At 37.2% G+C, this 14,958-nt stretch carries 15 protein-coding genes and 1 pseudogene; 11 read left to right on the top strand and 5 right to left on the bottom strand.

The window, feature by feature from the left end:
- Positions 1 to 82: 82 nt before the first annotated feature.
- Positions 83 to 994 (bottom strand): site-specific tyrosine recombinase XerD, encoded by a 912-nt coding sequence (xerD, locus tag BWI92_RS14390; protein ID WP_095163957.1) that lies wholly within the window; start codon positions 992 to 994, stop codon positions 83 to 85.
- Positions 995 to 1,185: 191 nt separating this feature from the next.
- Between xerD and aroQ the strand changes: the two are divergent.
- The 3 genes and pseudogenes from aroQ (at position 1,186) to BWI92_RS14410 (ending at position 3,626) form a co-directional block, all read left to right on the top strand.
- Positions 1,186 to 1,610 (top strand): annotated as a pseudogene (gene aroQ / locus BWI92_RS14395) (type II 3-dehydroquinate dehydratase).
- A 205-nt stretch (positions 1,611 to 1,815) separates the two neighbouring features.
- The gene (locus tag BWI92_RS14405; RefSeq protein WP_095163959.1) at positions 1,816 to 2,910 is read left to right on the top strand and encodes an aminotransferase class V-fold PLP-dependent enzyme; all 1,095 of its coding nucleotides are present in this window, start codon (positions 1,816 to 1,818) and stop codon (positions 2,908 to 2,910) included.
- A gap of 143 nt (positions 2,911 to 3,053) precedes the next feature.
- A complete protein-coding gene (locus tag BWI92_RS14410) occupies positions 3,054 to 3,626 on the top strand; it encodes a MarC family protein (protein ID WP_095163960.1) in 573 nt (190 codons plus the stop codon).
- A 324-nt stretch (positions 3,627 to 3,950) separates the two neighbouring features.
- On the opposite strand, the gene BWI92_RS14415 is transcribed toward BWI92_RS14410, so the two are convergent.
- A complete protein-coding gene (locus tag BWI92_RS14415) occupies positions 3,951 to 6,755 on the bottom strand; it encodes a TonB-dependent receptor (protein ID WP_095163961.1) in 2,805 nt (934 codons plus the stop codon).
- 284 nt (positions 6,756 to 7,039) lie between these two features.
- Here BWI92_RS14415 and BWI92_RS14420 point away from each other — a divergent pair, with 284 nt between their 5' ends.
- The 6 genes from BWI92_RS14420 (at position 7,040) to BWI92_RS14445 (ending at position 10,648) form a co-directional block, all read left to right on the top strand.
- A complete protein-coding gene (locus BWI92_RS14420; RefSeq protein WP_095163962.1) occupies positions 7,040 to 7,615 on the top strand; it encodes an RNA polymerase sigma factor in 576 nt (191 codons plus the stop codon).
- A gap of 4 nt (positions 7,616 to 7,619) precedes the next feature.
- Positions 7,620 to 7,913, top strand: coding sequence for a hypothetical protein (locus tag BWI92_RS14425; RefSeq protein ID WP_095163963.1), 294 nt, complete (start codon positions 7,620 to 7,622; stop codon positions 7,911 to 7,913).
- Between the two features lie 19 nt (positions 7,914 to 7,932).
- Complete coding sequence (locus BWI92_RS14430; RefSeq protein ID WP_095163964.1) at positions 7,933 to 8,406, top strand: Spy/CpxP family protein refolding chaperone; 474 nt, start codon at positions 7,933 to 7,935, stop codon at positions 8,404 to 8,406.
- A gap of 168 nt (positions 8,407 to 8,574) precedes the next feature.
- Complete coding sequence (locus BWI92_RS14435) at positions 8,575 to 9,327, top strand: YHYH protein (protein WP_095163965.1); 753 nt, start codon at positions 8,575 to 8,577, stop codon at positions 9,325 to 9,327.
- A 125-nt stretch (positions 9,328 to 9,452) separates the two neighbouring features.
- Positions 9,453 to 10,019 (top strand): toxin-antitoxin system YwqK family antitoxin, encoded by a 567-nt coding sequence (locus BWI92_RS14440; protein WP_095163966.1) that lies wholly within the window; start codon positions 9,453 to 9,455, stop codon positions 10,017 to 10,019.
- Positions 10,019 to 10,648, top strand: coding sequence for an SCO family protein (locus tag BWI92_RS14445; protein WP_095163967.1), 630 nt, complete (start codon positions 10,019 to 10,021; stop codon positions 10,646 to 10,648). The genes BWI92_RS14440 and BWI92_RS14445 overlap by 1 nt, the downstream gene beginning before the upstream one ends.
- Positions 10,649 to 10,852: 204 nt before the next feature.
- Here BWI92_RS14445 and BWI92_RS14450 read toward each other — a convergent pair whose 3' ends face one another.
- From BWI92_RS14450 to BWI92_RS14460, 3 genes are all read right to left on the bottom strand, one after another.
- Positions 10,853 to 11,512, bottom strand: a complete 660-nt coding sequence (locus tag BWI92_RS14450; protein WP_095163968.1) for a hypothetical protein — start codon at positions 11,510 to 11,512, stop codon at positions 10,853 to 10,855.
- Positions 11,513 to 11,524: 12 nt separating this feature from the next.
- Positions 11,525 to 12,130, bottom strand: a complete 606-nt coding sequence (locus tag BWI92_RS14455; RefSeq protein WP_095163969.1) for a hypothetical protein — start codon at positions 12,128 to 12,130, stop codon at positions 11,525 to 11,527.
- 309 nt (positions 12,131 to 12,439) lie between these two features.
- Positions 12,440 to 13,039 carry a hypothetical protein gene (locus tag BWI92_RS14460; protein ID WP_095163970.1) on the bottom strand — a complete coding sequence of 200 codons (600 nt, stop codon included), beginning with the start codon at positions 13,037 to 13,039 and terminating at the stop codon, positions 12,440 to 12,442.
- A gap of 271 nt (positions 13,040 to 13,310) precedes the next feature.
- Here BWI92_RS14460 and BWI92_RS14465 point away from each other — a divergent pair, with 271 nt between their 5' ends.
- On the top strand, positions 13,311 to 14,009 hold the full coding sequence (locus BWI92_RS14465; protein ID WP_310588906.1) for a ribonuclease H family protein: 699 nt from the start codon (positions 13,311 to 13,313) through the stop codon (positions 14,007 to 14,009).
- A gap of 246 nt (positions 14,010 to 14,255) precedes the next feature.
- Complete coding sequence (locus BWI92_RS14470; protein ID WP_095163971.1) at positions 14,256 to 14,948, top strand: tRNA1(Val) (adenine(37)-N6)-methyltransferase; 693 nt, start codon at positions 14,256 to 14,258, stop codon at positions 14,946 to 14,948.
- The last annotated feature ends 10 nt before the right edge of the window (positions 14,949 to 14,958 follow it).

Raw genomic sequence — 14,958 nt, forward strand, 5'->3', positions numbered from 1 at the left:
GGAATAAAGTTATGACTTATAATGTAGTTTTTCTACTTTGTTGGAGTTTTCTCCGACAAAGTAGAAAATATTCTACTATTCACTACCTAAACCCTCTATTCCTCGGATGGAAATCTACAATGGTTTGTTGTAGATAGGCTCGGTCGAGGTGTGTGTATATTTCGGTGGTTGTAATGCTTGAATGTCCCAACATTTCTTGGATAGCCCTTAAATCTGCGCCACCTTCAATCAAATGGGTTGCAAAAGAATGCCGAAAGGTGTGTGGACTGATATTTTTCTGAATACCTGCCATCATGGCTAGATCTTTGATAATCAAAAACACCATCACTCTGGTAAGGTTTTTCCCTCGGCGATTTAAAAAAAGATGGTCTGAAAAATCAGTCTGAATTGGCTGATGCTTTCTGATTTCTTCCATGTAAATCTGGGTGTAGTGCATGGCATCTCTGCCGATTGGCACTAACCTTACTTTATCTCCTTTTCCTCGAACTCTGATAAAACCAATGTCAAAATAGCACTCTGAAATTTTTAAGTCTACCAGTTCTGACACGCGAAGCCCTGAACTGTACAATACTTCTAGCATCGCTCTGTTGCGAGTACCTTCAGGTGTGGAGAGGTCGATGGTCTCCAGCATTTGTACAATTTCGGGATAGCTGAGCGTAGAAGGTAATTTCCTGCCAACTTTGGGCGAGGCTATCAGAAGTGTTGGGTCTTGTTTGATAACGTCCTCTACTTCAAGGTATTTATAGAAAGCTTTGAGTCCCGACAACATACGGGCTTGAGAAGTGGCTTCTAGTCCTAATTCGTCGATATACTGAAAAAAGCTGAAGATATGCTTGTCGCTAACCTCCGTTACTGACGGGGCGTCTTCGTGAGTGATTTCGAGATATTCCCAGAATTTGCTAACGTCACGGATATACGCCTCAATGGAGTTCTCTGAAAGTGCCCTTTCGAGTGTAAGGTAGTTTTTGAAGTTTTTTATATAAATTTGCCACATCTTGATACTTCCAAAATAAGTGAAAACAAAGCGGTATTGATGAACTAGCGAGTTTGAGGCTTTGTTTTAGAATATAATTTTACTTGTATTTTGCGAAGCTAATCAATATTTGGCATATTCGTAGAATCAGGCGGGTTGGATGGAGCTTTTTCAAGGCCTGATTACATTTTTAACTTTAAATTGATACTGTTGTGACAAAAAAGCAGATTTTAATCGTGAATGGTCCTAACTTGAACTTGTTGGGAAAACGTGAGCCAGAGATATACGGTCACCAAACATTTGAGCAGTATTTTGAAATACTAAGAGACAAGTATGAAGGTCCTGTAGATTTGCACTATTTTCAGTCAAATCATGAAGGTGCTTTAATCGACAAAATCCACGAGGTAGGTTTTACTTTTGATGGAATCGTTTTGAATGCGGGCGGACTAACACACACGTCTATTGCCTTAGCAGATGCTATTGCAGCAGTAAAAACGCCAACGGTAGAGGTACATATTTCAAATGTACATGCTCGTGAAGAGTACCGTCACCATAGTTTTTGAGCAAAAATTGTATCGGAATTATCATTGGCTTTGGCTTAAGAGGATACGATTTTGCTATCCAAACATTTTTATAATGGAAAATAGGAGTGATGAATTCCAAACTCATCACTCATGGATTCACATTAGGATTGCACGACTGGTTTTGAACTATTTCGGATTTGAGATTGCTGATTTCGGAAATTTAAAAAATGCTTTAAACTTCCGAAATCTAGCATTCGATATCCGAAATGGTCAAATTTGTTTGAACTCCCAATTCTCCACACTAACGGCCTTACTACGATGATTACATTTTATCCAGGACCTTCCAAAGTTTATCCAGTGGTTGAGCATTATCTCAAACAAGCCTTTGACGAGGGCGTGCTTAGTATCAATCACCGTAGTCAGACTTGTATGCAGATTACCCGCTCGGCTATAGAGTTACTTCACCAAAAACTACATATTCCCGAAGATTATACCATTTATTTTGTATCCTCGGCTACGGAGGTTTGGGAAATTATTGCCCAATCGCTTACTCAACGTCATAGTTTACATCTATACAATGGAGCGTTTGGCGACAAATGGGCTGAATATGCAGGACGTATTTTACCACAAGTAACAAGAGTTGTGTATGATTATGAACAGTCGATAGAAGAGATATTATTGCCAGACTCCGATGCTGATGTGGTGTGTTTGACTCACAATGAAACCTCTAACGGAACTCATTTGAAGCAATGGAATACTATTTTAGCAAAATACCCTGACGCTCTTATTGCGGTAGATGCGACTTCTTCGATGGCAGGTGTTGAGTTAGATTGGCAGTCAGCAGATATCTGGTTTGCTTCTGTGCAAAAATGTTTTGGTTTACCCGCTGGTATGGCCGTAATGGTATGTTCACCCAGAGCATTGCAATATGCGGAATCGATTGGAGATCGAAAGTACTATAATAGTTTGTTGTTTATGAATGATAATTTCAAAAAATATCAGACTCATTATACGCCCAATGTGCTGGAAATCTATTTGTTATCAAAGATTTTAGAGCAAATACCAGATATTTCAGGAACTTCCGCACGGATAGAGGCTCAAGCAAAAGAATGGTACGATTTTTTTGAAGAACATTTTGATACCGATCTAACACATGGTGGTGTAAAGCCTTTAGTGCACAATCCTGAATTACGTTCGGATACGGTATTGGCTATTGAAGCTCAACCAGCTGTAGTCAAACATATCAAGCAAATCATGGAAGCGCAAGGGATAACATTAGGCAATGGCTATGGTGCATGGAAAGATACCACCTTTCGTATCGCCAATTTTCCTGCGATTTCTGAGGCCGACCGTTTGGCTTTGCGAGAGCAGTTATTATTACATTTACCTAACAAAGCGGTTGTAACAGTTTAAAAAAATATTGTGCCATACGCTGTAGGCAGAAGGCAAAAATATATTGATCATTTCATAAAGAATATTTTACCGAGTGCTCATAGCCCACAGCCGAAACCTAAAATATTACTTCTACTTTTTCATCAACTAAACCCTGCCAAATCATGAATTTCAATTTAAAGGAGATTTTCTCTGTTTCACTCATTTTGTTTTCTGTTATCGATATTCTTGGGTCGATTCCTGTGATTATTGATTTACGTAAAAAAACAGGTAATATTCACCCAGAACAAGCCACCTTGGTGTCGGGCGGTATTATGATTGCATTTTTGTATGTCGGAAAATCTATATTGAGTCTTTTTGGTGTCGATATTAATTCATTTGCCATTGCTGGAGCATTGATTATTTTCTTGATTGGTCTCGAAATGATTTTAGGACGAAATATCTTTAAATCGGAAGAAGTTTCAGGTTCAAAAGCTGCTTCGATTGTGCCTTTAGCATTCCCTATTATCGCTGGAGCAGGTACAATGACGACTATTCTCTCTTTAAAATCCCAGTATGATGAAATCAACATTTTGATAGGGGTGTTTCTCAACCTGATCTTTATTTATATAGTACTTCGCTCAAGTGAATGGATTGAAAAAATGCTAGGTCAGGGAGGTACAAACGTGCTCAGAAAAGTATTTGGGGTAATTCTTTTGGCGATTGCTATCAAGATTATCAAAACTAGAATAGGATAGTTCTGAATGATGAGTTTTGAGATATTTTTACATGTATTTATACTGTTGAGACGCAATGATTGCGTCTCAAACCGAGTCATATCTAGCATGATAGTAAAAAAAAGGCGTTCGAAAAACTAATTTCGAACGCCTTTTTTAATGAGAATGCGATAGTCTAGGAAAATAGAATTCTGCCTTTATGATTTTAATGTATTAAGTAATAGAAAAGATAAATAATCAGTATTGAGGTGTAATTTGGATATAACATTTTGATTATGAATATCTTCAAATAACCAATATACTATTAACTAATAACCTCTTCCTACTTAACAAATAACCTCATCATTAGAAATTGAAATTTAAACGTGCAAATACATATCTTCCGTTAAATCCAAATTGTTGAACACGACGAGAATATACAAAACGACCAGCACTCATGTTGCCCGAATGTGTATGGATATCTTGGTAAACGTCAAAAATATTGTTTGCTCCAACAGCAAGGTTAATTCCTTTTGCTACTTGATAGTTTAATGTCAAGTCTGTTGTAATTTTTGGTGCAAAAGTTTGGTCTAAAGTCTCTTTATTGTTGTTATTGAAAGCATTCGCTACAAAGTTCGCTGAGCTCAACATTGTTGGGTCTAAATAAACAACCTCTCCAAAACGCACCGCACGAAGCATGGCTCCAAACTTACCAAACTTATAATTTACCGTACCTGTAATTTTACTTCTTGGACTTGCCACCTCGATACGGCTTTGGTCTTCACGGTTGAAATAGTTGCCTAATTGACCTGTTTCAATTAATGTTGGAGTAGCTTTAATAGCTGGTTTTCCATCAGCGCCTTTGATTACTTCGTTGTCGATAAATGCGCCTGCTAACGTAAATTTCAAAGAGTGTCCTTGTGGCAAACGAGTGGCATAAGCTATAACAGCCTCCACACCACGAGAGCGAGTATCGATTGCATTGGTAAAGAAGTTAACCGTAGTTGCACCAGCTTGAGCCAATTGAGCGGCAATAGTAGCATTACCATTTGCGGTGAAGTTATTGGTTAAGATAATACGGTCTTTAATATCAATCTGATAAGCGTCTACTGTAACTTCCAATTTACCCAATTCTGCTGTAGCACCAATGCTGTAGCTTTGTGAAGATTCAGCTTTTAACTCAGGAATACCGAAAATTTTCGCTGGCTGACTACTATTCGGGAATGTACCACTTTCTACTGGCGTTTGAACACCATTGATTGTCTGGAACAAAGTATTTGTCTTTGAATAATACTGTTGTTGTAAAGATGGCGCTCTAAATCCTGTACTCACTGCACCACGCAAAGCTAATTTATCTAATAATTTGTAACGAGTAGCAACTTTATATTTCAATCCCGTGCTACCAAAATCAGAATAGTTTTCTAAACGCAAAGCACCTGAAACTACCCATTTTTTAGTGACATCCAATTCTAGGTCGGTATATACACCAACGTTGCTACGAGAGTGAGTTCCTGCATTTGAAGGCAAGAAGCCTGGGAATACTTGTGACCCAGCAGCCACACCTAAACTGGTATTATAGTTTTTGTATGAAGCCTCTTCACCTGCACGAGTTCCAAATTGGTCAACGCGATATTCTGCTCCAAAAGCTACGTTCAAACCTTCTAGGATATCTCCATATTTACGACTCATATCAAAATTGGTCGTATTTTGTGAAAATGTATTTCCTCCTGCATCAAACGAAGTTTGTGGAGTGCTTACGCTTCCAACTTGAGAATAGTTGATAGAGTTTTGAACACCATAATCAAAGATGTTTTTTCCATAAACATTACTCAAATCAAAGTTCCAGTTTTTAGCAATTTTACCACGTACACCTGCCGCAATCGACAAATCTGTTACATCTGAAGTAATTTCAGGTAAAAAGCCATTTGGATATAGCGCAAATACCCCTGTACGAACTGCAGCTGGAACACCATTTGGATAACGGTAAAAACCAGCAGCATTCCCTTTTTTGTTGTTGTAACCTCCAAAAACATAAGCTTCTAGGTTATCATTGATTGGTAAAGCACCATTAACTACAATACCGCCACCTTTTACTTCAGAGTTACCAATGCGCATATCAAAAGCATCACGAGTTAGCCCTTTGCTTGCGATAATTTGGTCATCTGTTTGACCTGTTACAGCTGGATATACCTGCCCCGTGTAAGTACCCGTACGGTTGGTACGACCTCTCGAAACATATTCACCTGTGATATTCAAAAAGCCTTTGTCTCCTAATTTGATACCATAGTTCAAACCAAGTTGTCCCGTAAAACCATCTTGAACAGATACATCTTTCGGCAAACCATTACTGAAATTAACGGCATAATTTTTTGCATAAGAAGTCACATATTCGCCTGCTGAAAGGTTACCTGACAAACCTGTTTGTTTTTTCAAAACGATGTTAATAACACCTGCGATAGCATCAGAACCATATTGTGCTGCAGCACCATCACGAAGAATTTCGATTTTGTCAACGGCTGTAGCAGGAATCGCATTCATGTCGGTACCAACTGTACCACGGTTTACCGTACCATTTACGTTCACTAACGAAGATTGGTGTCTTCTTTTTCCATTAACCAAAACTAATACCTGATCTGGTCCAAGTCCACGTAATTGAGCAGGGTCAACGTGGTCAGTACCATCCGAAATGGCCTGACGAGATGATTGAAATGATGGAGCAACAAAAGTCAAGATTTGATTAATGTCAACTTGCCCTACATTATTGGTTACTTGCGAAAGTGGAATAACATCTACAGGCACTGGTGTGTCGATTTTAGTACGACCTTCGCTACGTGTACCCGTCACGACAACTTCTTCCAAAGAAGAAATACTTTCTACCAAACTAAAGTTTTTACTTGTACCATTGGCATCAATCTGGACACTTTCTGTAACTACTTGATAACCGACTGCACTTACTTTGATGGTGTAGGTACCAGCTTGAAGTTTTAATACATAATTACCATTACCATCTGATACTGTACCAGTAGTACGTCCTTGTACGCTAATAGATACACCAGGAATTCCTTGGCCTGTTTTGCTGTCTTTTACACTACCTTTTAAACCTTGTGCTTGTGCGTAAATACTTGTGAAAAGTAGTGTTACAATCATGAAGAATCGATAGAACTGTCTCATAGAATAGTTGTTTATAAAAATTTAAAAAATTGATAAAGCATTTGATTTTTTCAAATAACAAGTTTTAAATCTATCTCATAAATCGACGAAATGCAAAAAAATCTGATTAAAGGTGTTAAAATGATGATATAATTCAAAAATTATAAGAAAAAATCAAAAATGAGGGCTGTAATTAATCGAATGGGGTTTTAGGTTATAGAAAAAATTTAAGGTTTGAACCGCAAGTTTTATCCTAAATATAACGTCTAATTCCCAAATACCAAATCACTTGGAAATTTTAATCTATGACTGAAAAAGAACTTGTCAAAAAACTTCAGCAGGCTGACCAGCTGACATTCAAATACTTTGTCGACCAATATCAGAACAAAGTATTAAATACATGCTGGGGTTTTGTCAAAAATTCCAGCGAGGCTGAGGATTTAACGCAAGAAGTTTTTATTGAAATATTTGAATCAATTCAAGGGTTCAAGCATGAGTCTAGATTAAGTACTTATGTGTATAGAATAGCGGTGAACAAATCACTGGATTATATTCGAAAACAAAAAAGGCAGAAACGCTGGGGGAATTTTCTGTCTATTATGGGATGGTCTGATTCTTCAGAAATGCCTGATATTCCTACTTGGGAGCACCCAGGCTTAACCTTGGAAAATAAAGAAAGGGCTAGCATACTCATAAAGCAAGTTGAAACCCTACCAGAAAAGCAAAGAGTGGCTTTTACCTTACATAAAATAGAAGGTTTGCCTTATCAAGAAATTGCGGAAGTTATGCAGGTTACTTTGGCGTCGGTAGAGTCTTTGATTTTTAGAGCTAATCAGAGTTTACGTAAAAAATTACAACATTATTATAATCAAGATTTTTAATAGCATGAAAACATCTTCTGATGAAATAGATAAAACATTATCGAGTTTGGACGACTTAGCACGGGCTAACGACAATCCATTTCTGTTTGCGAAGATTCAACATCGAATGCAAGCAAACCAAACGCAGGGAGCGATCTCAAAAGTTTGGCAGGTCGTTGGAATGAGTCTGGCAATGATTCTACTAGTACTCAATATGCTAACACTTTGGAATAACTTAAACACAAAGGATGTACAGTCAGGGTCGGATTTGGGTACTGAGTTGGGAATAAATTCTGGGATAATATCGATTTACGAATAATGTATTAAACGAATAACTTATGAAAACAATTTCGCCATGGGTCTTTGCTGGTTTGGTAATCATGAATATTGCCTTACTGGTTGTTATCTGGATGGGACATCCCCGAGGTGGAGCACCATTTCCTCATCCGCCGTTTGGAGCTCCTCAAAATGGTCCGCGCCTTCAACATGTGCTGGAATCAAAGTTGAACTTTGACGAAAATCAAAAACAGGCCTATGAAGTGCTCATACATGAACATCGTCAGCAGATAGACTCGCTTCATCAGGCCATACAAGAAGCCAAAAGAGATTTGTACAGTAAAGGTTTGTCGCAAAATGATTCGATAATTACTCAAAAACAGAATCAGATTGCAAATCTTATCGCTAAACAGGAGAAAATCAATTTTGAGCATTTCCGAAAAGTAAGAAATAGCATTTGTAATTCTGAGCAAAAAAAGACGCTTGATCATATGATTGCTGAAGTATTGGAGCAGGTATCAAGACCACCGAGATAGTGATAACTATTCATGTTGAATTATTAGTTGATATGTCAGACACTAGGCGAGCAGTTTTAAATTGTTCTAATGAATTTTTTCCGAATACCCTCAACTGAAGCCGAAGGCTAACATCAACTTATGTTTACTCAAACTGGCAAAAAGCTTTTGCCCTAACTATTAAAAACTATGAAAAAGCAATTGTTCGTATTGGCTTTTATAGGAATGTTTTCTTGTAAAAGCGACAATACCACTTCGGTAACTCCCGACGGTACCACAACGACATCGGATGTGGACATTTCTGTGGTTCAGGCTAAGTTTTCGAATTCAGGCCTATCAGTTACGGTCGAGGGAAATTATATGGTGATAAAAAGTAATGGTATTCCCAATCATAAAAGCCCGTATTTTCAATCAACAGATGCAAGATATGAAGCTTATAACGGAACCAATACTAAATTTAACCTGAACCCCAATCGTATATCTTCACAGAATTTAGTGTTTAAAATACCGCTTCATCCAGCGAAAGCTAGCACGCACGCTTCCACGCCTTTAGGTCCCATTGGTGTGTCGCTCAATGGTGTTCCATTTTTTAATCAATACGCAGGGCCTAACCAGCCTTTGACCAATGAGATTAATTCTTTTGATCAATACTTGGGGCATCCTCAACTGACAGGGCAATACCATTATCATCAGGAACCTGCTTACTTGACTACTCAAAATGGAAAATCAGCTTTTCTCGGGTTTCTACTCGATGGTTTTCCAGTATATGAACCTCAAGAAAATGGCAAGGCGGTATCCAATGCTGATTTGGATACTTATCATGGACATTCACACGCGACAGCGGAGTTTCCTAAAGGCGTTTATCACTATCATATCACCGACGCCGATCCTTATATCAATGGCTCAGGTTTTTATGGAACAGCAGGGACAGTTAGTCAGTAGAAGTTGCGAATGGTGAGTGATGAATTGTGAATGTATGGCTGTGATTATCAAAATTCCTGGTTCAAGACTTAGTCTTGGACTTACTTTTTAAGCAGTTTAAAACTGTTATTAATATAAAGTTGACTATGAAATTTTACCATTGGTTATTTCTCTTTTTAAGTCATATTTTGCTGTTCACTTGTGAAAAATCGCAACCACATTTCAAGTGGGATGATAAGACTTTTTCATATCAACAGGATATTCTTTTTTATCAAGGAAAACCTTTTTCAGGCGTGCTCGATACCTTTTTCCCAAACCATCAAAAATCTTCGGAAAGAGTTTACAATCAAGGAAAGCTTGAAGGATGGGAAACACAATGGTATGAAAATGGACGTTTGTCAGAGAAACGTTTTTATCAGAATAATCAAAAGTTTGGGCATCATATTGCTTTTTGGGGAAATGGTCAAAAACGCTTCGATTATCATTTTGTGGAAGATATGCCTGTTGGTGAACATAAGCAATGGTATCAGAGTGGACAGCTTTTTTCCTTATGTCACTATAATAAACAAGGTCAACCCGCAGGAAGACAAAGTTTTTGGTATGAAAATGGAAAGCTCAAAGCCAATTTTGAGGTGGTTGAGGGAAGAAGATTTGGATTATTAGGTGCCAAAGGTTGTATGGGCGAAAACGAAAAACTTCAAACGGGATTATAATGAATAAAATCACTCTTGTTGTCCTCCTAAATTTGCTTATTTCAGGTTGTTCAACGCCAGAAAAGAAGGTGAAAATTCCTTTTTACAATTCAGCAGATTTTACCACTATTTGGAATTCCGACAGTGTCACACATCATATCGCAGATTTTAGTTTTCAAAACCAAGCAGGGCAGAAGGTAAGTCTGAATACTGTAAAAGGTAAAATTCATGTTGCCAATTTCTTCTTTACGATCTGTCCAAGTCTTTGTCCTCGATTGATGGATAGTATGCAAAAGGTTGCAAAGGCGTATGCCCAAGATAGTTCAGTCAGAATTATGTCCTACAGTGTTATGCCCAATCGTGACAGTGTAGCGGTTTTGGCACGATATGCAAAGGCAAAAAATATAAATTTGCCGCAATGGCATTTGTTGACAGGAGATAAAAAACAGATTTATGATTTGGCAAGAAAATCCTATTTTGCGGATGAAAATTTGGGCGTAGCAAAAGACGAAAACAATTTTTTACATACCGAAAACTTTATTTTGGTAGATTCCCAAAACCGAATTCGTGGAATCTATAATGGTACCTTAGCCACAGATGTAGAAAATTTGATTGCGGATATTCGAGTGCTGAAAGAGGAGGAAAATTGATAGAATTGATGAAGCATGAGTCCTCCCAAATTTGGTGATTGAATGAGTAGAGACGCAATGCTTTCGTCTAAATGCGTCTGAAGCCAAGTGAAATTTTGCATGATAGCATCAAAAAAAGCGATCGAGAAATAATTTTCGAACGCTTTTTTGATAAATCCTTATAAAAAATCCCAATCTTAAAATTCGGGATGACTCATGTTTTCTTTAGAATACATACCGAATTCCAATACCCAGATCAAGATAGATATAAGGCGAAATACTGTAGGAAATATAACTAAGTCTTGATGAGTACATCATTGCTACATTTTTTGATTGACTATATTCTAGCGCAAATAAATTTGAACCTACAATCGGTACAACGAGTGCTAATTTTTTATTAACGAAGTAACTTATACCTCCAGAACCTCTAAAAGTTACCCCAGAGGAGAATGTGTTGTTTTCCTGATTGTTAGATGGAGTAAAATCATCGTTAATTGTTCTGGAGGTATTACCTGCATAAAGATTTCCTTGAAGCCTTCCATAAATACCTAAATTCCCAAATATTTGTTTGTAATATTCATTTCCTAAACCTAGTGAGAATCTATATTCTGAATTTTTCTGGATGTTTTCAAACCCCTTTTCTGATGTAGATTGGCTAAATCCAAAAGTCCAGAAACGAGCTTTTGATTTTGTTACAAACTTTCCGTAAGTAAGATTTAAGTTAGAAGATAAAGCATCACTGTGAATGGAGTTCTTTAAACTAACTATTCCTATTCCTAAAGACCCTTCTAAGTATTTTTTGCCTTCACTGTATTGTCCAAAGCTATAGAAATTAGATAGTAGACAAATCGATATAACTAATAAACTAAATTGTAACGTTTTCATGATTTTTCTAGGTTAGAGTGTTTTACCGATAGCAATTTTGAAAGAACCAATAGTGGGAGATAACCCTACAGAAAAAGTCTCCCAATTTTTAACCTGTAAATCTGTACTTTGATAATTTACAGAGCCAATGTTAGCACTACAATCTAGAAAAAGTTTACTTTTAAAATGATATCTTAATCCTACATTGGCTAGTATGGAAGCACCCCAACCATCATTTTTATATCCTTGGCTTGATCTGGCAATTAGGTATTTTCCCATACCAATAGCCTCAGCATATAAGCCTATATTTTTGTTAAGAGGCTGAAATTTATTGATGAAATAACCAGCTCCAATACTATGTGTACCATATTTAAAGTTATTACCCGATTCATTCCACATGAGCGTATAATCCGCTAACCAGCCTTTGGAAACCTTATTGGCTCTAAATTTTCCCGATTTGAAATAAATGTTCAAATTTTGAACATGTCCAGTCTGCGAAGAAATAAATGCGTTGGCAAAAGTCCCACTAAGAGAACCACCCACAAGCCAGTTTTTAGTGCCTGACTCGTACTGCGCTTGAGATGAATTGTGGACCATGAGTAGTATCACAGTCAAACAGGTTAGAAAAATTGCTTTCATAATGTCAATGGTGTTAAAAATTTTGTACGAAAGTAAGAATCATTTAGTATATATCCAGTCAATTAACAAAACTTTAACAGAAAGAGAGCGCTCTACCTATGGCAGAGCGCTCTTCTATATTACTCGTTTCTTAGTGCGAAACAATCCTAAATGAACAAAACGGTGTAGAATAAACGTAATATTTTACTTTGTATAAAAAACAAATAATAGTCTCTGAAATGAATGTATAGATAGAATTGAAACACTTTATATCTACTTTGGTAAAATCTACCAATAACTGATATACTACTAACCAGTAACATCTACGATCTAAAAAGTCTTGCCAATAGATATTTTGAAAGTGCCAACACTTGGTACAATCGCACCAGAAAAGTTCTTTACATCACCCATACTTTGATATTGAAGCGTCCCTACGTTTGTTCCTAAATCCAAGAACCATTTGTTCTTCATACTGTAGCGTAGCCCAACATTACCCTCAATCGTTGCAGCCCAGCCATCAGTGCCAGTGCTTCCTTTTGAGGTATTGTATAGGTATTGTGCTTTGCCAACGGCTTCAGCAAACAAGGCTAAATTTTGAGTGATTGGTTGAAATTTGCTAACAAAATAGCCTGCTCCAAAACGATGCTGATAATAGGTCGTGTTAAGTGTTGAACCTGAGGATGTTAAAAGACTATAGTCTAAAAGCCAACCTTTTGCTACATTGTTTTCTCCAAATTTCCCTTTTCTGAAATTTAATGAAATGGAGTTACTATGTAAACCCTCCCTTCCAAGATTGCCAAATGTGGTGTTATTAGTTGCCAATGAACCACCTAGCTGCCAGTATTTTGTATTAGGGTCGAACTGTGCTTTTGAAGTAAAAGAAAGTGCGCACAACGCGGCAACACAACAGGTTAGAATGAGTTTTTTCATGATGTAAACGGTGTTAAATTTTGAACAAAGCTAAAAGGTGATTTTTAGAAGAGCAATAGCAAAGAGAGCTCGGCACGCTTATTTAACATTAATTAACTAAAATCGGCATTCGACACTTTTGTGTTTTTTATAGCAAAAGTCAAAGGATATCTTGCTGAAATTAGTTGTGTATGAAGGGAGTATTTCGGATATGGGAGTTTTTTCTTGCTATATCTTGTAAAAAATAAAAGTAGTTTTCTGTATTTCCGAAATCAGAAATCCCAAATCCGAAATGCTTAAGCATGTTGATTCTTTCGAGATAAAGCCGAAAATTGATTATCTTCACGGTTTTTTAGGAGAAATGGCAAAAAAAGCAAAATATTACGCAGTGTGGAAAGGAAGAAAAACAGGTGTTTTTTCTTCATGGGCAGAGACTGAGGAGGCCGTAAAGGGCTTTGAAGGAGCACAGTACAAATCATTTGATACAGAAGCGGAAGCCGAGAAAGCTGCTAAGGGAAACTACTGGCAGTCTGTGCAACAAGGGGCGACTGGCGCCAAAGCGGTAACAAAGAAAAATGTAGGAAAACCTTTGGCTAATAGTATTTCTGTAGATGCTGCCTGCTCTGGTAACCCCGGTATTTTGGAGTATCAAGGAGTAGAAACCTCTACCAAAAGGGTACTTTTTTCAATGGGGCCATTTCCTGAAGGAACTGTAAATATCGGAGAATTCTTAGCTATAGTACATGGTTTGTCTTTCTTGCAAAAACACAATTCTGATTTGCCTATTTACTCAGACTCAAAAACGGCTTTGAGCTGGGTCAGAAATAAAGCGATAAAAACAAATTTAGAACGAAATACCAAAACCGAAGAGCTTTTTCGACTAGTCGACAGAGCTCTAATTTGGTTAAAAAATAATACATATTCCAATCAAGTTCTCAAATGGGAAACTGAGTTCTGGGGCGAAAACCCCGCAGATTATGGAAGGAAATAAATCTTGAATGGTGAGTTAGTGAATGGTGAATTATTTTTTCTTTAGTAGAAGAGACAAGGAAAATCATTAATACATTTTGCCTAATATCTACAGCTCATTGTCTAGGGAGCACTATGAGATTAATCTTTTTATCGGCTTTTAGGAACTTTTACAAAGGGAAACAAGGTGATTTTATTTATTGAATTTTTATTTTGATAACTGCAAGTCATTCACAATTCACTCATTCAACATTCACAATTAAATATTATGTTTCATTTTAAGCAATTTACCATACACCAAGACCAGTGTGCCATGAAAGTGTCTACCGATGCTTGTATATTGGGCGCTTGGGTGGATGTTGCTCAGGCTGAAAATATTTTAGATATTGGTGCAGGAACAGGTTTATTGTCGTTGATGATGGCACAACGAAGCACTGCCCGCATTGATGCTGTAGAATTGGATACACCAGCTTTTGAACAAGCCAAAAGTAATATTGCAGAAAGTAATTGGGGGGATAGGGTAGAGGTATTTCTTGGAAAAATACAGGATTTTTCTTCTGATAAAAAATATGATTATATCGTGTCTAATCCGCCCTTTTATCAGAATCATTTGAAGTCTGAAAAGGTGCAAAAAAATCAGGCACATCATACCGAAACTTTAAGTTTTGAAGAACTTTTGGATTCGGTGCTTAGGTTACGGACAACTTCTGGTAAATTTGCAGTATTATTACCAGCCTACGAGGCGAAAGTGCTCGAAGATTTGGCCGTATCAAAGGGATTTTTCCCTCAAAAAAAATTAACTGTTCGCCATCGTGAAGGTGCGAAAATTCTTAGAGTTATCGTTGAATATGGAACTGCGTCTGTGTTTTTGGAAAACACTGAATTATTCATAAAAGACGCTCAAGAACAGTACACAGCGCAGTTTAGCGCATTATTAAAAGAGTATTATTTGATTTTTTGATAAAGACACT

It is taken from the genome of Flectobacillus sp. BAB-3569 (genome assembly GCF_002270355.1).
Taxonomy (GTDB): Bacteria; Bacteroidota; Bacteroidia; order Cytophagales; family Spirosomataceae; genus Flectobacillus; species Flectobacillus roseus.

Coding starts and splice junctions, on each gene's coding strand:
- xerD (WP_095163957.1), bottom strand. CDS start 994: ATGTGGCAAATTTATATAAAAAACTTCAAAAACTACCTTACACTCGAA.
- BWI92_RS14405 (WP_095163959.1), top strand. CDS start 1,816: ATGATTACATTTTATCCAGGACCTTCCAAAGTTTATCCAGTGGTTGAG.
- BWI92_RS14410 (WP_095163960.1), top strand. CDS start 3,054: ATGAATTTCAATTTAAAGGAGATTTTCTCTGTTTCACTCATTTTGTTT.
- BWI92_RS14415 (WP_095163961.1), bottom strand. CDS start 6,755: ATGAGACAGTTCTATCGATTCTTCATGATTGTAACACTACTTTTCACA.
- BWI92_RS14420 (WP_095163962.1), top strand. CDS start 7,040: ATGACTGAAAAAGAACTTGTCAAAAAACTTCAGCAGGCTGACCAGCTG.
- BWI92_RS14425 (WP_095163963.1), top strand. CDS start 7,620: ATGAAAACATCTTCTGATGAAATAGATAAAACATTATCGAGTTTGGAC.
- BWI92_RS14430 (WP_095163964.1), top strand. CDS start 7,933: ATGAAAACAATTTCGCCATGGGTCTTTGCTGGTTTGGTAATCATGAAT.
- BWI92_RS14435 (WP_095163965.1), top strand. CDS start 8,575: ATGAAAAAGCAATTGTTCGTATTGGCTTTTATAGGAATGTTTTCTTGT.
- BWI92_RS14440 (WP_095163966.1), top strand. CDS start 9,453: ATGAAATTTTACCATTGGTTATTTCTCTTTTTAAGTCATATTTTGCTG.
- BWI92_RS14445 (WP_095163967.1), top strand. CDS start 10,019: ATGAATAAAATCACTCTTGTTGTCCTCCTAAATTTGCTTATTTCAGGT.
- BWI92_RS14450 (WP_095163968.1), bottom strand. CDS start 11,512: ATGAAAACGTTACAATTTAGTTTATTAGTTATATCGATTTGTCTACTA.
- BWI92_RS14455 (WP_095163969.1), bottom strand. CDS start 12,130: ATGAAAGCAATTTTTCTAACCTGTTTGACTGTGATACTACTCATGGTC.
- BWI92_RS14460 (WP_095163970.1), bottom strand. CDS start 13,039: ATGAAAAAACTCATTCTAACCTGTTGTGTTGCCGCGTTGTGCGCACTT.
- BWI92_RS14465 (WP_310588906.1), top strand. CDS start 13,311: ATGCTTAAGCATGTTGATTCTTTCGAGATAAAGCCGAAAATTGATTAT.
- BWI92_RS14470 (WP_095163971.1), top strand. CDS start 14,256: ATGTTTCATTTTAAGCAATTTACCATACACCAAGACCAGTGTGCCATG.